Raw genomic sequence first — 16,167 nt, 5'->3', positions numbered from 1 at the left:
CCATTAGCTCAGTTGGTAGAGCATCTGACTTTTAATCAGAGGGTCGAAGGTTCGAATCCTTCATGGCTCACCATTTTCGCGGAAGTAGTTCAGTGGTAGAATACAACCTTGCCAAGGTTGGGGTCGCGGGTTCGAATCCCGTCTTCCGCTTTATTACTACGGGGCCTTAGCTCAGCTGGGAGAGCGCCTGCCTTGCACGCAGGAGGTCAGCGGTTCGATCCCGCTAGGCTCCATATAAATAGAGAAAGCGTATATCATATGATGTACGCTTTTTTTTTGTTTAAAAAGACAACTTTCATATTTGTCGTTTAAAATGAAGAAAACGTAAAAATAAAGGATGGGGGATAATTGTGAAAGTTGTCATTGCATCTGATTCATACAAAGAAAGTCTAAAGGCTATAGAAGTATGTGAAGCTATTGAAAGAGGTTTTGGAGCAATTTTTCCTAAAGCAGAGTATGTAAAAATACCAATTGGAGATGGTGGTGAAGGAACTGTTGATTCACTTGTTGATGCCACAGGAGGAAGCGTTGTATCACTTTATGTGACAGGACCGCTTAGAGGAGGCGTACAAGCTTTTTATGGCATTTCTACAGATAAAAAGACAGCGTTTATTGAAATGGCATCGGCATCTGGATTACAACACGTTCCGGTTGAAAAGCGAAATCCATTCATTACAACGTCAAAAGGAACAGGAGAGCTTATATTACATGCGCTAGACCAAGGAGTTAAGCATATTATTTTGGGGCTTGGAGGAAGCGCTACAAATGATGGTGGGGCAGGTATGTTATCGGCTTTAGGAGTAAGGTTTATAGATGAAAAGGGTGAAGTAATAGATCCATCTGGAGGAACATTACATTCGATTGTCACGATTGATTTTTCACGAATGGATTCACGCCTAAAGGAGATAACGATAGAAGCGGCGTGTGATGTAAATAATCCATTAGTCGGAATGAGAGGGGCATCTTTCGTATTTGGTGCTCAAAAGGGTGCGGATGTAGAGATGCTGAAAAGGCTAGATGAGAATTTAAAGCATTATGCGACTATTCTTAAACGATATGTATCTTTGGATGTATCTGAAATACCTGGTGCAGGAGCGGCAGGAGGTATGGGAGCAGCTGTTATTGCGGTGTTAAAGGGAAGCTTACGAAAGGGTATTGAAATTGTATTGGATCATACAAATTTTGATAAGCATATAGAAGATGCGGATTTAATTATAACTGGTGAAGGTAGAATAGATGAACAAACAGCATATGGAAAGGCTCCTGTTGGTGTCGCGGGGCGAGCGAAACGTCTTCATATTCCTGTGATTGCTATAGGAGGATCGGTATCTCCAAATTATCCAGTTGTTTACGAAAAGGGAATCGATGCAGTATTTAGTATTACGCCTTCTCCAATGGCACTAGAAGAGGCATATAAGATGGCAAAAGAGAATATTGAAATGACAGCAAGAAATATTGCAGCAGTATGGAAAATTGCATCGAAAAAACACTTCTAAATGTAGAAGTGTTTTTTATTATTATCTAATAATAATGATAGCAGTTGTTTCATTAAGTTAACTTTATACATAAAATGGTCTTAAAATTTGGATTTCAACATAAATATAAGTGAATAAATTGTATATCCATACAGAAAAATGTCGAGTTGAGTCAGAGTATATAAAAGATTTAAAATATTTAGTGAAGGCATAAAAGGGGGATACTATCTATGAAAAAAGAAATCTCAGTTATTGGAGTTCCAATGGATTTAGGACAGATGCGTCGTGGAGTTGATATGGGCCCGAGCGCGATCCGTTATGCAGGGGTAATTGAAAGAATTGAAGAAATTGGATATAACGTTAAAGATATGGGAGATATATGTATAGAGAGAGAAAAAGAAGTTGATGAAAATACAAAATTAAGAAACCTTACACAAGTTGCGACTGTATGTAATGAATTGGCAAGTAAGGTGGATCATATTATAGAAGAAGGTCGTTTTCCACTTGTATTAGGTGGTGACCATAGTATCGCAATTGGTACACTAGCTGGCGTGGCAAAACATTATAAAAATTTAGGTGTTATTTGGTATGATGCACATGGAGATTTAAATACGGAGGAAACTTCACCATCTGGTAATATTCATGGAATGTCACTTGCAGCAAGTTTAGGCTATGGACATCCCACGCTTGTAGACTTATACGGGGCATATCCAAAGGTGAAAAAAGAGAACGTTGTAATTATCGGTGCACGTGCATTGGATGAAGGAGAAAAAGACTTTATTCGCAATGAAGGTATTAAAGTATTCTCGATGCATGAAATTGATCGTATGGGTATGACGGCTGTTATGGAAGAAACAATTGCTTATTTATCTCATACTGATGGTGTACATCTATCATTAGATTTAGATGGTCTTGATCCTCATGATGCACCAGGAGTTGGAACGCCTGTAATTGGTGGTCTATCGTATCGTGAAAGTCATTTAGCGATGGAAATGTTAGCGGAAGCTGATATTGTTACATCTGCTGAGTTTGTTGAAGTAAATACGATTTTAGATGAGAGAAATAGAACGGCAACAACCGCGGTTGCTTTAATGGGTTCTTTATTCGGTGAAAAACTAAAATAAATGTAAGAAAAGCAACTGAGAAGTTGCTTTTTTTATTTGAAAATAGGCGTATAATAATGATTTATATTATACTGTACGATAAGATTGTTTGACATCTTACCAATTTGATCTAAAGGGGGTTGTTTGTAATTGTCGTTTGTTTCATGTATGGTATAATTAACTAGTTGTTGGAAATACATACAGATAGAGCATAAAACAATATTTCAATATATGGATAGAATTGCTCGTAAGTAGGAGGAAGGGTTAGCATGCCTTTTGAAGATACGACCATTTTGAAATATCTTAGTACGGTATTAGATATTGCCGTTGTATGGTTTATTATATATAAGCTAATTCTTATAATCCGAGGGACAAAAGCTGTTCAACTTTTAAAGGGGATTACAGTTATTATTGTCGTTCGGATGATTAGTATTTTCCTTGAATTGCATACGCTTTATTGGCTAACGGAACAAGTATTAACGTGGGGATTTTTAGCCGTTATTATTATCTTCCAGCCAGAATTGCGAAGAGCACTTGAGCAGCTAGGACGCGGAAGTTTATTTTCGCGTGTTGGAACTCAGGAGGATGATGAACCTGAAATTGTTGCAACATCGATAGCAAAAGCAACGGAATATATGGGAAAACGTAGAATTGGTGCATTAATTACGTTGTCAAAAGAGACCGGAATGGGTGATTATGTGGAAACGGGTATTCCGTTAAATGCAAATGTATCATCGGAGTTACTCATTAATATTTTCATTCCAAATACGCCTCTTCACGACGGAGCCGTAATTATGCAAGGAAGTACAATTAAAGCAGCGGCTTGTTATCTTCCATTATCAGAAAGTCCCTTTATTTCTAAGGAGTTAGGAACAAGGCATCGTGCTGCAATGGGAGTTAGTGAAGTCACTGATAGTATTACAGTAGTTGTATCTGAAGAAACAGGCCAAATTTCTTTAACGAAAAATGGTAAGTTGCATCGTGATTTGAAGACGGAACAACTGAAGGATATGTTATTAGCAGAATTTAGTGGGAACGAAAAAACGACTTCTTCGTCTTTATGGAATTGGAGGAGAAAGCGTCATGGATAAGTTAATGGAGAATCATTGGTTTTTAAAAGGAATCTCATTACTATTGGCGTGTATGCTTTTTATGTCCGCAACTTTAACTGAAAAGAATACGACATCGGGTATATTACCTTTCGCAAATGATACGAAAGAAACATTAACTAATCATGCTATTAACCTTAAGTATGATGAAGATAAATATATTGTAAGTGGTATTCCGGCAGAGGGCGTTAAGGTGAAGTTAGAAGGTCCAAAAGCAGCAGTTGCTACAGCAAAAGCAAAAAAACAATTTGATATAACGGTTGATTTGCGAGATAGTCCAAAAGGGACTTATGAAGTTTCTTTGAAAACGAACGGGCTTCCAGATGATGTGAAGGGAACAGTTCAGCCATCAACAATTAAAGTTACTCTTCATGAAAAAGCGAGAAAATATGTTCATGTAGACTTAAAGTTATCAAATGAGGATCAGATGCCAGCGGGTGCTACTCTCGAAAAATCAAACATTAAACCTGATACTGTTGAGGTAGTTGGGACGAAAGAAGAAATCGAAAGTATTTCATCTGCTAAGGCGTATATTGATTTAAAAGGTGTTAATAAAACTGTTACAAAAACAGCTGAAGTTACATTATACAATAAAGAAGGAAAACGTTTAAATGTAAGAACAAGTCCATCTAAAATTAGTGTAACGTTGAATGTGGCGACGCAAGCTACGGCCAATAATACGGAAAAAACTGTTCCTGTAACGTATACGAAAAAGGGGAGTTTACCAGAAGGATTGGCCGTTACAAATATTAGCGTTGAACCGAGAGAAGTAACGATAGCGGGTCCAAAAGATATTTTGGATAATATACAATCAATAGAGGGGGTCGAAGTAGATCTTAGTCAATTGACTGAGTCTACAACATTCGATACCTCTGTTTTATTGCCAAAGGGTGTAACGAGTTCTAAACCAAGTCAAGTGAAGGTTTCCGTAGGGGTACAAAAAGTAAAACAAACGAAAACTAGAACAATTGAAGGTGTCTCGATTCAAAAAAATGGAGTTTCTAAAGATGTCACTGCTCAGTTACTTTCGCCACAGGATGGAAAGATAAGCGTTGATATTTCAGGAGAAGCAAGTATAGTAGATAAAATAACAGCTGCTCAAATAACAGCGGTAATTAATTTGCAAAATGTATCGCCAGGGACGAAGGATGTTTCGATTCAAGTGAGCGGTCCTGGTAATATTTCAATAGAGCCAAAACAAAAAAGTGCTAAAGTTACTATTGTGAAGAAAGAAAAGCCAGATCAAGAAGTACAGGGTAATGGTGAACAACCAAATTCAAATAATAATCAAGATAATCAAACTGAAAAACCAAAAGATCCTGAAACTAATCCAGAAAAAGACCAGGAAAAAGAAAAAGAAAAAGACAAAGATAAAGATAAAGAACTTAGTCAAGAACCAACAGTAGATAATCAAAAAGAGCAAGAAAAAGGAGCGAATCATAATGGGTAAATATTTTGGTACAGATGGAGTACGTGGAGTTGCGAATGAGGAATTAACACCTGAATTAGCTTTCAAAATTGGACGTTTTGGTGGTTATGTATTAACAAAAGATACAGATCGTCCAAAAGTAATTATCGGTCGTGATACACGTGTATCTGGTCATATGTTAGAAGGAGCTTTAGTAGCAGGTCTATTATCAACTGGAGCAGAAGTAATGCGCCTTGGTGTTATTTCTACACCGGGTGTTGCTTATTTAACAAAGGCGTTAGGTGCACAAGCAGGTGTGATGATTTCTGCATCTCATAATCCGGTACAAGATAACGGAATTAAATTCTTCGGTTCAGACGGTTTTAAATTAACAGATGAGCAAGAAGCAGAAATCGAAGCTTTATTAGACAAAGAAGTTGATGAATTGCCACGTCCAACAGGTACTAACCTTGGACAAGTGAGCGATTACTTTGAAGGTGGACAAAAATATTTACAATACATTAAACAAACTGTAGAAGAAGATTTCTCTGGTTTACATATCGCTTTAGATTGTGCACATGGTGCAACGTCTTCTTTAGCGCCGTACTTATTTGCGGATTTAGAAGCTGATATTTCAACAATGGGAACTTCACCGAATGGTATGAATATTAACGCTGGAGTAGGTTCTACGCATCCTGAAGGCCTAGCAGAATTAGTGAAAGAAAAAGGTGCTGATATCGGTCTTGCTTTTGATGGTGATGGTGACCGTTTAATCGCTGTAGATGAAAAAGGAAACATCGTTGATGGCGATCAAATTATGTTTATTTGTGCGAAGTACATGAAAGAAACTGGCCAACTAAAGCACAATACAGTTGTTTCAACTGTTATGAGTAACTTAGGTTTCTACAAAGCACTTGAAGCAAACAATATTACAAGTGACAAAACTGCAGTTGGTGATCGCTACGTAATGGAAGAAATGAAACGCGGTGGTTACAACTTAGGCGGAGAACAATCAGGTCACATCATCTTACTTGATTACATTACAACTGGTGATGGAATGTTAAGTGCACTTCAACTTGTAAACATCATGAAAATGACGAAAAAGCCATTATCTGAGCTTGCAGGAGAAATGACGAAATTCCCACAATTACTAGTAAATGTTCGTGTAACAGATAAAAAATTAGCATTAGAAAATGAAAAAATTAAAGAAATTATTCGTGTTGTAGAAGAAGAAATGAACGGTGATGGCCGCATTCTTGTTCGTCCATCTGGAACAGAACCGCTTATTCGTGTAATGGCAGAAGCACCGACACAAGAAGTTTGTAATGCATATGTACATCGTATTGTAGAAGTTGTTAAAGCTGAAGTTGGCGCTTAATAATTTGTTGAATTTATTTTAAAAGGAGCACAAGAAGTGCTCCTTTTTCATATGTTTTAAAGACGATGAAAAAAATTTCATTGACGGTTTATAATGTTTGTTATAAGATTGTCTTGTTCTTTTTCTCAAAGTAAATGTTGTAAATTATAAAAGCGCCAGAACTACAAGTAGTGTAGTTGACGAGGTGGAGTTTTATCGAGATTTCGGCGGATGACTCCCGGTTGTTCATCATAACCGCAAGCTTTTACTTAAATCATTAAGGTGACTTAATGGACAAAGGTGAAAGTGTGATGAGAGAAAAGGAACGGATGAAAACTAGCTGTATAAGTATATACGGACTTAAACCCAATCGAGAGGAAGGTGAAAGCCGTTACAAGCTTACAGGGCTAGCAATATGTAATCCGTTTTTTAGTATAAATAAAAATGGTATCGGACTATGTCGTTACATGTTCGCAGAGCAGTGTAAGCATTTGTAACGGCGACTAAACATGTGTGGAATCGTAGGATTTATTGGAGAACAAGATGCAAAGGAAATTTTATTAAAAGGTTTAGAAAAACTAGAATATCGTGGATATGATTCAGCAGGTATTGCAGTACAAGCAGAGAACGGTGTTGTTGTGTACAAAGAAAAAGGCCGTATTGCAAAACTTCGCGAAATCGTAGATGAGAACGTAGCAGCAAGCGTAGGTATCGGACATACACGCTGGGCTACACACGGTGTTCCAAGTAAGGTAAACGCGCATCCGCATCAAAGTACATCAAAGCGCTTTACACTAGTTCATAACGGTGTAATTGAAAACTATGAATTAGTGAAAAAGGAATATTTACAAGATGTAACGTTCGTAAGTGAAACAGATACAGAAATTATCGTACAGCTTATGGAACAACAAGTGAGCACAGGATTAAGTGTAGAAGAAGCGTTCCGTAATACGCTATCTCTTTTACATGGCTCTTATGCAATCGGATTACTTGATGCTGAAAATCCAAACATGATTTATGTTGCTAAAAACAAAAGCCCGCTATTAGTAGGTGTTGGTGACAACTTTAATGTTGTGGCGAGCGACGCTATGGCGATGTTACAAGTTACAGATCAATTTATTGAGTTAATGGATAAAGAAATCGTAATCGTAACGAAAGAAAGCATTACAATTAAAAACTTACAAGGTGAAACGATTGAACGTGCACCGTTTACAGCGGAATTAGATGCAAGTGACATTGAAAAGGGAACATACCCTCATTTCATGCTTAAAGAAATTGATGAGCAACCACTTGTAATCCGTAATATTATTCAAAAGTATCAAGATGAAAATGGCGAAATTGAATTAGATCAAGATATCCGCAACGCGATTTTAGATAGCGATCGTATTTACATCATTGCATGTGGAACGAGTTATCATGCAGGTCTTGTTGGAAAACAATTTATCGAGAAGTTTGCAAAAACACCAGTTGAAGTACACGTAGCAAGTGAATTCTCTTACAACATGCCATTATTAACAGAAAGACCATTCTTCATTTACATTTCACAAAGTGGTGAAACAGCTGATAGCCGTGCAGTACTTGTGCAAACAAATGAAATGGGTCATAAAGCATTAACAATTACAAACGTACCTGGTTCTACGCTTTCTCGTGAAGCTGACTATACACTTCCACTATACGCTGGACCAGAAATTGCGGTTGCATCAACGAAAGCTTACACAGCACAGCTTGCAGTACTTTCAATCTTAGCGGCTGACATTGCTAAAGCAAAAGGTGAAGTTCTTGATTTCGACTTAACACACGAACTAGGAATTGTAGCAAATGCAATGATAGAACTTTGTGATCAAAAAGAAGAAATGGACGCATTAGCAAAACAATTTTTAGCAACAACGCGTAACTGTTTCTTCATCGGACGTAGCGTAGACTTCTACGTAGGATTAGAAGGTGCGTTAAAACTAAAAGAAATCTCTTACATCCAAGCAGAAGGATTTGCTGGAGGAGAATTAAAACACGGTACAATCGCTTTAATCGAAAATGGTACACCAGTTATCGCACTTGCTACACAAGAGCACGTAAACCTTGGAATTCGCGGTAACGTGAAAGAAGTAGTAGCACGCGGAGCTAACCCATGTATCATCTCAATGAAAGGCTTAGAAATGGAAGGAGACAGCTTCGTATTACCAGCTGTACACGAAGCACTAGCACCGCTAGTAGCAGTTATTCCATTACAACTTATCTCATACTACGCAGCACTTCACCGCGAGTGTGACGTTGATAAGCCACGTAACTTAGCTAAGTCTGTTACGGTTGAGTAGAAGATTGGTAGATTTGAAATAAATTTGTGAAGCCTCACCCCTTTGGATATTTTTATCTAAAGGGGTGTTTTTGTGTCCAAAAGAAAAAGAACATTTAAAATCGATAAGTGGACTGGACTAAAGAGGAGTGAGGAACTAGCAGTGGGGATGGGCAGAACCCTACTAATTAAAGGTTCACTTTATCGAGTTTGGAACGAAACTACTTTTGTTTATCTGAATTTTCTAGTAATATTTTAAGTATTCATGAACAGTTTTCTTTATTACTACAAGAAAAGACGATTGTTATTGCTGAAGGGCTTGGGATGAAACACCTAGCTGATCCAATTGAACGGGAATCTTGGGAGTGTAGATGCATTAATTGACTAGACATGACGAGGGGTGCTTATTAATGAAAGTGAAAGAAAAAACATATTTAAGTATAGAAGAGATTATTTCATTACCGGCCTTATCAAGTACAAATATAAGTGATGATGGCAAAAATGTAGCGTTTGTTAAAAAGAAAGCTAACTGGAAAGACAATACATATAGAAATCATGTATGGATATATGAAAAGGAAAAAGGGAAGAGTTACCCATTAACAATTGGAGATATAGATAGTACATATCCATTATGGTCTCCAGATTCTAAGGGTATCGCATATCTTAGCCCTGTTGGAGATGGGAAAAATCAGATCTTTTTTAAGTCAATAGACGGCTATAGTGAGGTTCAAATTACTGATGAGAAAGAAGGAGTCAGTAATTTCAAATGGGAGCCTACTGGTAAAGGTTTTTATTATATTGCACAGTCAAAAGAATGTGAGGAGATAAAGAAACGTAAGGAACGATATGGAGATTTCCATCATGTAGGTAAGGAACATCAGAATAATTGTTTATACTACATTGAAATAGAAAAAGTGAAACAAAATGATAAACAGGAACGGAAGGTTAGCGGTGTTTATCAACTAACGGACGGTAAGGATTTTTATATACATAACTTTGATATTTCAAATGATGGGAAAAAGGTTGTATGTATGGCTACACCAAGCCTAAACGATTATATGAATGGTGATCTATATATATTAGATGTTGAAGCTGGGGAACTACAAAAGATGAGTATAGATACGTTGTTAGGAGCGAGCATCTGCTTTTCTCCTGAGGGCGATAAAATATGTTACTCAGCAAGCATAAGAGAGAAGGATTACTATAGAAATCATATACAAGATAATACATTAGAGATATATGATATGAATACTGGAGAGGTAATTCAGCCTCTAACAAACTTTGATAGTACGGTTACGCCATTACAGTGGACAGCTAAAGGAATTTTAATTAGATGGCAGGATAAAACGAATTATCGTATTGGATTACTAGCTGAAGATGGCACTGTGGAAGCATTAAGCGACAAGGTAGATGGCTTTATAATGGATGCCTCTATAACAAAGGATGGAAATCATATAACCTATAATAAGGCTATAACAAATGAAACCTTTGAAATCTATTTGGATGATAAAAAAATAACGAATGAAAATAGCTTTTTCGAAGACAAGCTTAAAAGTAATAGGGAAATCATCTCATGGAAAAGTAGTGATGGCCTTGAAATTGAGGGTGTGTTATCAACCCCAGCAGAGTTTGACTCAAATAAAAAATATCCTTTATTAGTAGTAATTCATGGTGGCCCGGCTTGGGCATCCTTTCCGATATTTTCAGACTGCTTCAATGAGAAATATCCGATTGAACAGTTTATCGAAAAAGGCTTTATCGTTTTAGAGCCAAACTACAGAGGAAGCTCAGGTTATGGTAATGAATTCTTAAAAGCAAACTACAGAAAACAGGGAATCGCTGACTATGATGATGTTATATCAGGGGTGGATAAACTAGTTGATCAAGGGATTGTAGATAAAGATACAGTAGGAGTTATGGGATGGAGTAACGGAGGATATATATCAGCTTTCTGTTCTACATTTAGTAGTAGATTTAAAGCTATTTCAGTTGGGGGCGGAATTACGAACTGGGGTACCCATTATGTAAATACAGATATCCCTTACTTTATTAGAATGTATTTAGGAAATACTCCATGGAATGATCCGGAGATCTATACGAAGACATCACCAATGACATATATTAAATCAGCTTGTACGCCTACCTTAATTCAACATGGGGAAAAGGATGCAAGAATTCCAACTACAAATGCATATGAGCTATATGAAGGATTAAGAGATATGGAAGTTGATACAGAATTAATTATATTTAAAGGAATGGCATATAGTTCTGATCAGCCGGGAATGAGAGTAGCTATTATGAAGCAGAACTTGATGTGGTTTTCACATTATATTCTTGGAGAAAGTATGGAGGGCTTTCGTACTATATAATGGATATTCGTACAGGGATTTTTCGTTGTACAATCGGGTCATATTGTTGAAAAAGAGATACAACAAATTATATAATTTGTTGTAAACTGCATGCAAACCATTATGATTATAAGGAAATGTAATTCGGAGGACTAATATGACAGAAAATAAAAATGTGTTACCAGTAGAACAGCGTGAAGAATTATTCAAAGTATTGAAAGCTCGTTTTGAGAAGAATATGAATCGTCATGAAGGTCTTGAATGGGCTAAAGTTGAAGCGAAGCTGGATGTTAATGCTGAGAAATTATGGTCACTTAATGAAATGGAAGTAACTGGCGGTGAGCCGGATGTTGTTGGTTATGATAAAGAGAAGGACGAGTATACTTTCTATGATTGTTCAAAGGAGAGTCCTAAAGGCCGCAGAAGTCTTTGTTATGATCTTGAAGCGTTAGAGTCAAGAAAAAAACATAAACCAGAAAATAATGTCATTGATGTGGCAACTGCTATGGGCATTGAATTATTAACTGAAGAACAATATCGAGATTTGCAACAAATTGGGGATTTCGATATGAAATCATCAAGCTGGGTACAAACGCCTTCAGATATTCGCGAACTCGGTGGCGCTCTATTTTGCGATTATCGCTTTGGACACGTTTTTGTGTACCACAATGGAGCAGATTCCTATTATGCTGCTAGAGGGTTTCGCGGTTCGTTAAGAGTTTAAATTTGGAGTAAGTAAGAAAAGAGCCTATACTTAGGCTCTTTTCTTACTTATATTTTAAAAGTAAACTGTTACTACGCAGTTTTACTTAATTTATATGTTTCGTGGTTGTTTTTCCGGAAAAGTTTAGGGAAAACATAACCGTCTAATCCAATACGTCCAGCATTATGACCTGCAATTAAAATGAACATAGTTAAAACAAGCATGTTTGGGTTTACACTAACAGTTCCACTTAATAAGAATGAAAGATTCATTATGATTCCAAAGAATGCAGCAGTTTTTGTTAATCCACCTAAAATTAAACCTAAACCTACTAAGATTTCTCCCCATTGTACGAAAAAGCTAAATAAGTCTGCGTGCGGAAGAACAAAGTTTTGAAGGAAATCCGCCCACCAGCCTTGTACTGCGGGGTGATCGCCTGATGCTTGGGCGATGGCGCCTTTGAGGAAACCGCTGGCATCAAAAGATTGTCCTAAAACTTTCCCTATTCCAGCAGTGATCCAAGAATATCCTATGTAAAGACGTAAAAGTAATAATATGAAAGTAGCACGTTTATCAGTTCTTAAAAAATTGATAACCATTGAAATCCCTCCAATATTGTATTTACATGTTTATTATATATCCATTGTGAATAAATTCACAATGAAGGAAATGTGAACGAATATATGTTGTGAGTAATTGTTTTATTTTTTGTAACATTTCATCTTTTTTGATAGACTAATAATAGAGATATATCAAAAGGAGGCAAAGACTAGATATGTGGATGAACTTGTAATGATTAGCAATTGGATAGATTATTTTTCTCTCATAAGTGAGGGTTTATTTAGCTATCTGTAAATCATTCAAGGACTGCATATTTGGCGTAGTCATTCCTTCGGTAAGGGTAGGCCTATTATGTATCTATCTTTTTTGTGGGGAAATTTATATCTCTCATATAAAATATGCGTCCTTTAAAATTGGAGGAGTATATGATGAATCAATTAAAAAATAAAGTAGCAGTTGTTACAGGTGTAAGTCGTCTAGACGGTATAGGAGCAGCTATTTGCACAGAGTTAGCAGAGGCTGGATACGATATATTTTTTACGTATTGGACAGCTTACGATAAAGAGATGCCTTGGGGCGTTGAGCAAAATGAACAAATACAATTAAAAGAAGAGCTAATACAAAAAGGTGTTAAAGTATCGAGCATGGAGTTAGATTTAACTCAAAATGATGCACCGAAAGAGCTTATAAATAGGGTTACTGAACAACTAGGCTACCCTCATATATTAATTAATAATGCAGCGTATTCTACGAATAATGATTTCTCTAATTTGTCTGCTGAAGAGCTGGATAAGCATTACATGGTAAATGTTCGTGCGACTACATTGTTAAGTAGTCAATTTGCCCGAGGATTTGATAAGAAATTTGGTGGTAGAATTGTGAATATGACTTCGGGGCAATTTCAAGGGCCTATGGCAGGAGAACTGGCGTATGCAACAACGAAAGGAGCTATTGATGCTCTTACTAGTACGTTGTCAGCAGAAGTAGCCCATTTAGGAATAACAGTGAATGCAATTAACCCAGGTCCAACTAGTACAGGATGGATGACTGAAGAGATAAAGCAAGGATTAAAGCCGATGTTTCCTTTGGGCAGGATTGGTGAGCCAAAGGATGCAGCTAGACTCATAAAGTTTTTAGTAAGTGAAGAAGCAGAGTGGATTACGGGACAAGTGATTCATTCGGAAGGTGGATTTAAAAGGTAAAAAGAAGGCATCTCCTTCCGGTGAGATGCCTTCTTTCTAATCTTTCTTCAATCTTCGTGCAACACCATTCCCTAAAGATTGTAATCCTTGAACGAGGATAATTAAAATAAAGACGGTTGCATACATTACTTCAGGTTCATAGCGTAAATGTCCGAAGCGATATGCCAAGTCCCCTAGCCCGCCAGCGCCTACAAGACCAGCCATCGCTGTTGCGCCAATTAAGCCGATTGTTGCGATCGTTAATCCGAGCACAAGAGATGGACGTGCTTCTTTAACCATGACGTGCCAAATGATTTTTATAGTAGAGACTCCCATTGCTTGGTAAGCTTCAATAACACCACGATCCACTTCTAGTAAAGCTGTCTCCATTAAGCGTGCAATATAAGGAGCTGTGAAGACGACAAGTGGTACGATAACACCTTGCACGCCAATGGATGTTCCCATTAGAAACTTCGTAAAAGGTAAAATGAAGAATAATAGAATGATAAATGGAAGAGAGCGAATGACATTAATAACTGTATTAAGAATAGGATAGATAAGTTTATTTTCTCGCTGTCCACCAGGTCTCGTCAAAACAAGTGTAACGCCGAGCGGTAATGCGATAAGGATAGAGATAAGTAATGAAATAGATGTCATTTGAAATGTTTGAATTGTTGCTTCCCATATGACTTCACCCCATTCATCCAAAAAGGACTTGTTTTCCATAGTCTGTTTTCCCTCCCTCTACGATGATACCTTTCTCTTGTAAGAATGCTAAAGCACGGTTTACTTCATTTTTTTCACCTTGCATATGAACGACAAGTTTCCCATATGCCTCATGCTTTAACTGCGTAATATTACCGGATAAAATATTTGGATATACTTGGTAACGTTTTGTAGCGACAGCTAGTGCTGGTTCTCCTGAAGAACTTCCTATAAAAGAAAGTGTTACAATTTCACCAGTAGTTTGTAGTTCTTTTTGTACTTCTTCTGGAATTTTAGCTGCAAATGCGCTATTTACAAACTTCTTCGTTGTTACATGTTGTGGATTTGTAAAAATGTCTTTCACAGTCCCGCTTTCGACTACAGATCCATGCTCCATAACGGCAACCTGGTCACAAATACGCTGGATGACATTCATTTCATGTGTAATGAGTAAAATCGTAATTCCAATTTCTTCATTAATTTTTAGTAATAAATCAAGAATAGAATCAGTTGTTTCTGGATCTAATGCGCTCGTTGCTTCATCACTTAATAAAACCTCTGGTTCATGTGATAGTGCACGAGCGATGGCAACACGTTGTTTCTGGCCGCCAGAAAGTTCGCTTGGATAAGCATCTTTACGGTTAAAAAGATCCACGATGCATAAATATTTTTCTACTCTTTTTTCAATTTCCTCTTTTGGAATGCCAGCAAGGCGTAACGGCAATGCGATATTTTCATAAACGGTAACAGTTTTAAGTAAATTGAATCCTTGAAAAATCATTCCGATTTTTTGCCTCGCTTTTGCTAGTTCTTTTGTTGATAAAGTGGTTAAGTCTTGGTTGTTTACGATGATGTTTCCTGTCGTTGGTTTTTCTAATAAATTTACACAGCGAATTAATGTGCTTTTACCAGCGCCGCTATACCCAATGATTCCAAATACCTCGCCTTTTTCTACTTTAAGGGAAGTAGACTTAAGAGCCTCAACAGTCCCTTTTTTTGTTGTAAATACTTTGGAGACGTTTTTTAATTCAATCATTATCGTCAGCTCCTACCAAGATGGTAAAACTGAACCATCAAATTTTTTCTCGATAAATTCTTTTACTTCTTTAGATTGATAAGCTTTCTTTAATTTACTTACAACAGCATCATCTTTATTTTCAGTACGAACAACGACCCAGTTCACGTATGGTGAATCTTTTCCTTCGCGGAAAATGGAATCTTTCGCTGGATTTAGTTTTGCACCTAATGCAAAGTTTGTGTTAATTGCAGCTGCTTTCACTTCACTTAATTGCGTTGGTAATTGAGAAGCTTCTAATTCAACAATCTTTAAATTTTTTGGGTTTTCAATTACATCCTTTGCAGTCGCTTTTTCTGTAGCCTTTGGATCAACTTTTAAAACCCCCGCTTTTTCAAATAATTTTAAAGCTCGAAGTTCATTCGTTGGGTCATTTGGTACAGCGATTGCATCGCCCTCTTTTAATTCTTTTACATCTTTTAAGCTTTTAGAATATACGCCCATTGGGAATGTTACTGTTGAAAATACTTCAGTTAATTTCATATTGCGTTCGGCTTTAAATACATCTAAATATGATTTCGTTTGATAGCTATTTACATCAAGACTTTTTTCATCTAACGAAACGTTTGGTGCTACGTAATCATTAAATATTTTTATATCAATGTCGAGACCGTCTTTTGCCGCAACTTCTTTAACCTTCTCAAAAATTTGTTCATGTGGTCCACCTGTTACACCGACAGTAATCTTTTTCTCGTCTAATATTTTTACATCTTTATCTGAATTTGCGCCACATGCGCCTAATAATAGTACCGCTCCGCTTACAATGCTCAATAATACTTTCTTCATCTACAATTCCCCCTTAATATACGTTCCAAAATAAAAAGCACCTCTCAAAATAAGAGAGGTGCCGAA

The 16,167-nt window shown here is 36.9% G+C and carries 14 protein-coding genes and 2 tRNA genes; 12 read left to right on the top strand and 4 right to left on the bottom strand.

The window, feature by feature from the left end:
* Window positions 1–78 precede the first annotated feature (78 nt).
* The 11 genes from JDS98_RS26995 (at window position 79) to JDS98_RS26945 (ending at window position 11,814) form a co-directional block, all read left to right on the top strand.
* Window positions 79–150 (top strand) — tRNA-Gly (locus JDS98_RS26995).
* A gap of 10 nt (window positions 151–160) precedes the next feature.
* Window positions 161–233: transfer RNA gene (locus tag JDS98_RS26990), tRNA-Ala, on the top strand.
* A 117-nt stretch (window positions 234–350) separates the two neighbouring features.
* On the top strand, window positions 351–1,496 hold the full coding sequence (locus JDS98_RS26985; protein WP_199634515.1) for a glycerate kinase: 1,146 nt from the start codon (window positions 351–353) through the stop codon (window positions 1,494–1,496).
* A gap of 209 nt (window positions 1,497–1,705) precedes the next feature.
* On the top strand, window positions 1,706–2,599 hold the full coding sequence (gene rocF, locus JDS98_RS26980; protein ID WP_000711579.1) for an arginase: 894 nt from the start codon (window positions 1,706–1,708) through the stop codon (window positions 2,597–2,599).
* Between the two features lie 248 nt (window positions 2,600–2,847).
* Window positions 2,848–3,669: a diadenylate cyclase CdaA gene (gene cdaA, locus JDS98_RS26975; protein ID WP_001115710.1), complete on the top strand. Its 822-nt coding sequence runs from the start codon at window positions 2,848–2,850 to the stop codon at window positions 3,667–3,669.
* Complete coding sequence (locus JDS98_RS26970) at window positions 3,662–5,137, top strand: CdaR family protein (RefSeq protein WP_199634514.1); 1,476 nt, start codon at window positions 3,662–3,664, stop codon at window positions 5,135–5,137. The genes cdaA and JDS98_RS26970 overlap by 8 nt, the downstream gene beginning before the upstream one ends.
* Window positions 5,130–6,473 carry a phosphoglucosamine mutase gene (glmM, locus tag JDS98_RS26965; protein WP_000521472.1) on the top strand — a complete coding sequence of 448 codons (1,344 nt, stop codon included), beginning with the start codon at window positions 5,130–5,132 and terminating at the stop codon, window positions 6,471–6,473. Before JDS98_RS26970 ends, glmM begins: the two co-directional genes overlap by 8 nt.
* 290 nt (window positions 6,474–6,763) lie before the next feature.
* Entirely contained in the window at window positions 6,764–6,949 is a 186-nt protein-coding gene (locus tag JDS98_RS26960) for a hypothetical protein (RefSeq protein ID WP_033659100.1), read from the top strand.
* 12 nt (window positions 6,950–6,961) lie between these two features.
* Window positions 6,962–8,764: a glutamine--fructose-6-phosphate transaminase (isomerizing) gene (glmS, locus tag JDS98_RS26955; protein WP_000334150.1), complete on the top strand. Its 1,803-nt coding sequence runs from the start codon at window positions 6,962–6,964 to the stop codon at window positions 8,762–8,764.
* Window positions 8,765–9,152: 388 nt separating this feature from the next.
* Entirely contained in the window at window positions 9,153–11,111 is a 1,959-nt protein-coding gene (locus tag JDS98_RS26950; protein ID WP_098711729.1) for a S9 family peptidase, read from the top strand.
* A gap of 136 nt (window positions 11,112–11,247) precedes the next feature.
* Entirely contained in the window at window positions 11,248–11,814 is a 567-nt protein-coding gene (locus JDS98_RS26945) for a DUF4256 domain-containing protein (protein ID WP_000138392.1), read from the top strand.
* Window positions 11,815–11,885: 71 nt separating this feature from the next.
* Here JDS98_RS26945 and JDS98_RS26940 read toward each other — a convergent pair whose 3' ends face one another.
* Window positions 11,886–12,392, bottom strand: a complete 507-nt coding sequence (locus JDS98_RS26940; protein WP_000236354.1) for a DoxX family membrane protein — start codon at window positions 12,390–12,392, stop codon at window positions 11,886–11,888.
* 387 nt (window positions 12,393–12,779) lie between these two features.
* Here JDS98_RS26940 and JDS98_RS26935 point away from each other — a divergent pair, with 387 nt between their 5' ends.
* Window positions 12,780–13,556 (top strand): SDR family oxidoreductase, encoded by a 777-nt coding sequence (locus JDS98_RS26935; RefSeq protein ID WP_002105638.1) that lies wholly within the window; start codon window positions 12,780–12,782, stop codon window positions 13,554–13,556.
* A gap of 36 nt (window positions 13,557–13,592) precedes the next feature.
* Here JDS98_RS26935 and JDS98_RS26930 read toward each other — a convergent pair whose 3' ends face one another.
* The 3 genes from JDS98_RS26930 to JDS98_RS26920 are packed head-to-tail and all read right to left on the bottom strand — an operon-like array spanning window position 13,593 to window position 16,101.
* On the bottom strand, window positions 13,593–14,261 hold the full coding sequence (locus JDS98_RS26930) for a methionine ABC transporter permease (RefSeq protein WP_000428866.1): 669 nt from the start codon (window positions 14,259–14,261) through the stop codon (window positions 13,593–13,595).
* Window positions 14,236–15,276 (bottom strand): methionine ABC transporter ATP-binding protein, encoded by a 1,041-nt coding sequence (locus JDS98_RS26925; RefSeq protein WP_000571369.1) that lies wholly within the window; start codon window positions 15,274–15,276, stop codon window positions 14,236–14,238. The genes JDS98_RS26930 and JDS98_RS26925 overlap by 26 nt, the downstream gene beginning before the upstream one ends.
* Window positions 15,277–15,288: 12 nt before the next feature.
* Window positions 15,289–16,101, bottom strand: a complete 813-nt coding sequence (locus tag JDS98_RS26920; RefSeq protein WP_000756964.1) for a MetQ/NlpA family ABC transporter substrate-binding protein — start codon at window positions 16,099–16,101, stop codon at window positions 15,289–15,291.
* Window positions 16,102–16,167: the final 66 nt, after the last annotated feature.

The organism is Bacillus cereus group sp. N11, from assembly GCF_016483605.1.
GTDB lineage: Bacteria > Bacillota > Bacilli > Bacillales > Bacillaceae_G > Bacillus_A > Bacillus_A toyonensis.
Note: the sequence above shows the minus strand (reverse complement) of the source record. Positions and strands in the feature narration are given on the sequence as shown.

Coding starts and splice junctions, on each gene's coding strand:
- rocF (WP_000711579.1), top strand. CDS start 1,706: ATGAAAAAAGAAATCTCAGTTATTGGAGTTCCAATGGATTTAGGACAG.
- cdaA (WP_001115710.1), top strand. CDS start 2,848: ATGCCTTTTGAAGATACGACCATTTTGAAATATCTTAGTACGGTATTA.
- JDS98_RS26970 (WP_199634514.1), top strand. CDS start 3,662: ATGGATAAGTTAATGGAGAATCATTGGTTTTTAAAAGGAATCTCATTA.
- glmM (WP_000521472.1), top strand. CDS start 5,130: ATGGGTAAATATTTTGGTACAGATGGAGTACGTGGAGTTGCGAATGAG.
- JDS98_RS26960 (WP_033659100.1), top strand. CDS start 6,764: ATGAGAGAAAAGGAACGGATGAAAACTAGCTGTATAAGTATATACGGA.
- glmS (WP_000334150.1), top strand. CDS start 6,962: ATGTGTGGAATCGTAGGATTTATTGGAGAACAAGATGCAAAGGAAATT.
- JDS98_RS26950 (WP_098711729.1), top strand. CDS start 9,153: ATGAAAGTGAAAGAAAAAACATATTTAAGTATAGAAGAGATTATTTCA.
- JDS98_RS26945 (WP_000138392.1), top strand. CDS start 11,248: ATGACAGAAAATAAAAATGTGTTACCAGTAGAACAGCGTGAAGAATTA.
- JDS98_RS26940 (WP_000236354.1), bottom strand. CDS start 12,392: ATGGTTATCAATTTTTTAAGAACTGATAAACGTGCTACTTTCATATTA.
- JDS98_RS26935 (WP_002105638.1), top strand. CDS start 12,780: ATGATGAATCAATTAAAAAATAAAGTAGCAGTTGTTACAGGTGTAAGT.
- JDS98_RS26930 (WP_000428866.1), bottom strand. CDS start 14,261: ATGGAAAACAAGTCCTTTTTGGATGAATGGGGTGAAGTCATATGGGAA.
- JDS98_RS26925 (WP_000571369.1), bottom strand. CDS start 15,276: ATGATTGAATTAAAAAACGTCTCCAAAGTATTTACAACAAAAAAAGGG.
- JDS98_RS26920 (WP_000756964.1), bottom strand. CDS start 16,101: ATGAAGAAAGTATTATTGAGCATTGTAAGCGGAGCGGTACTATTATTA.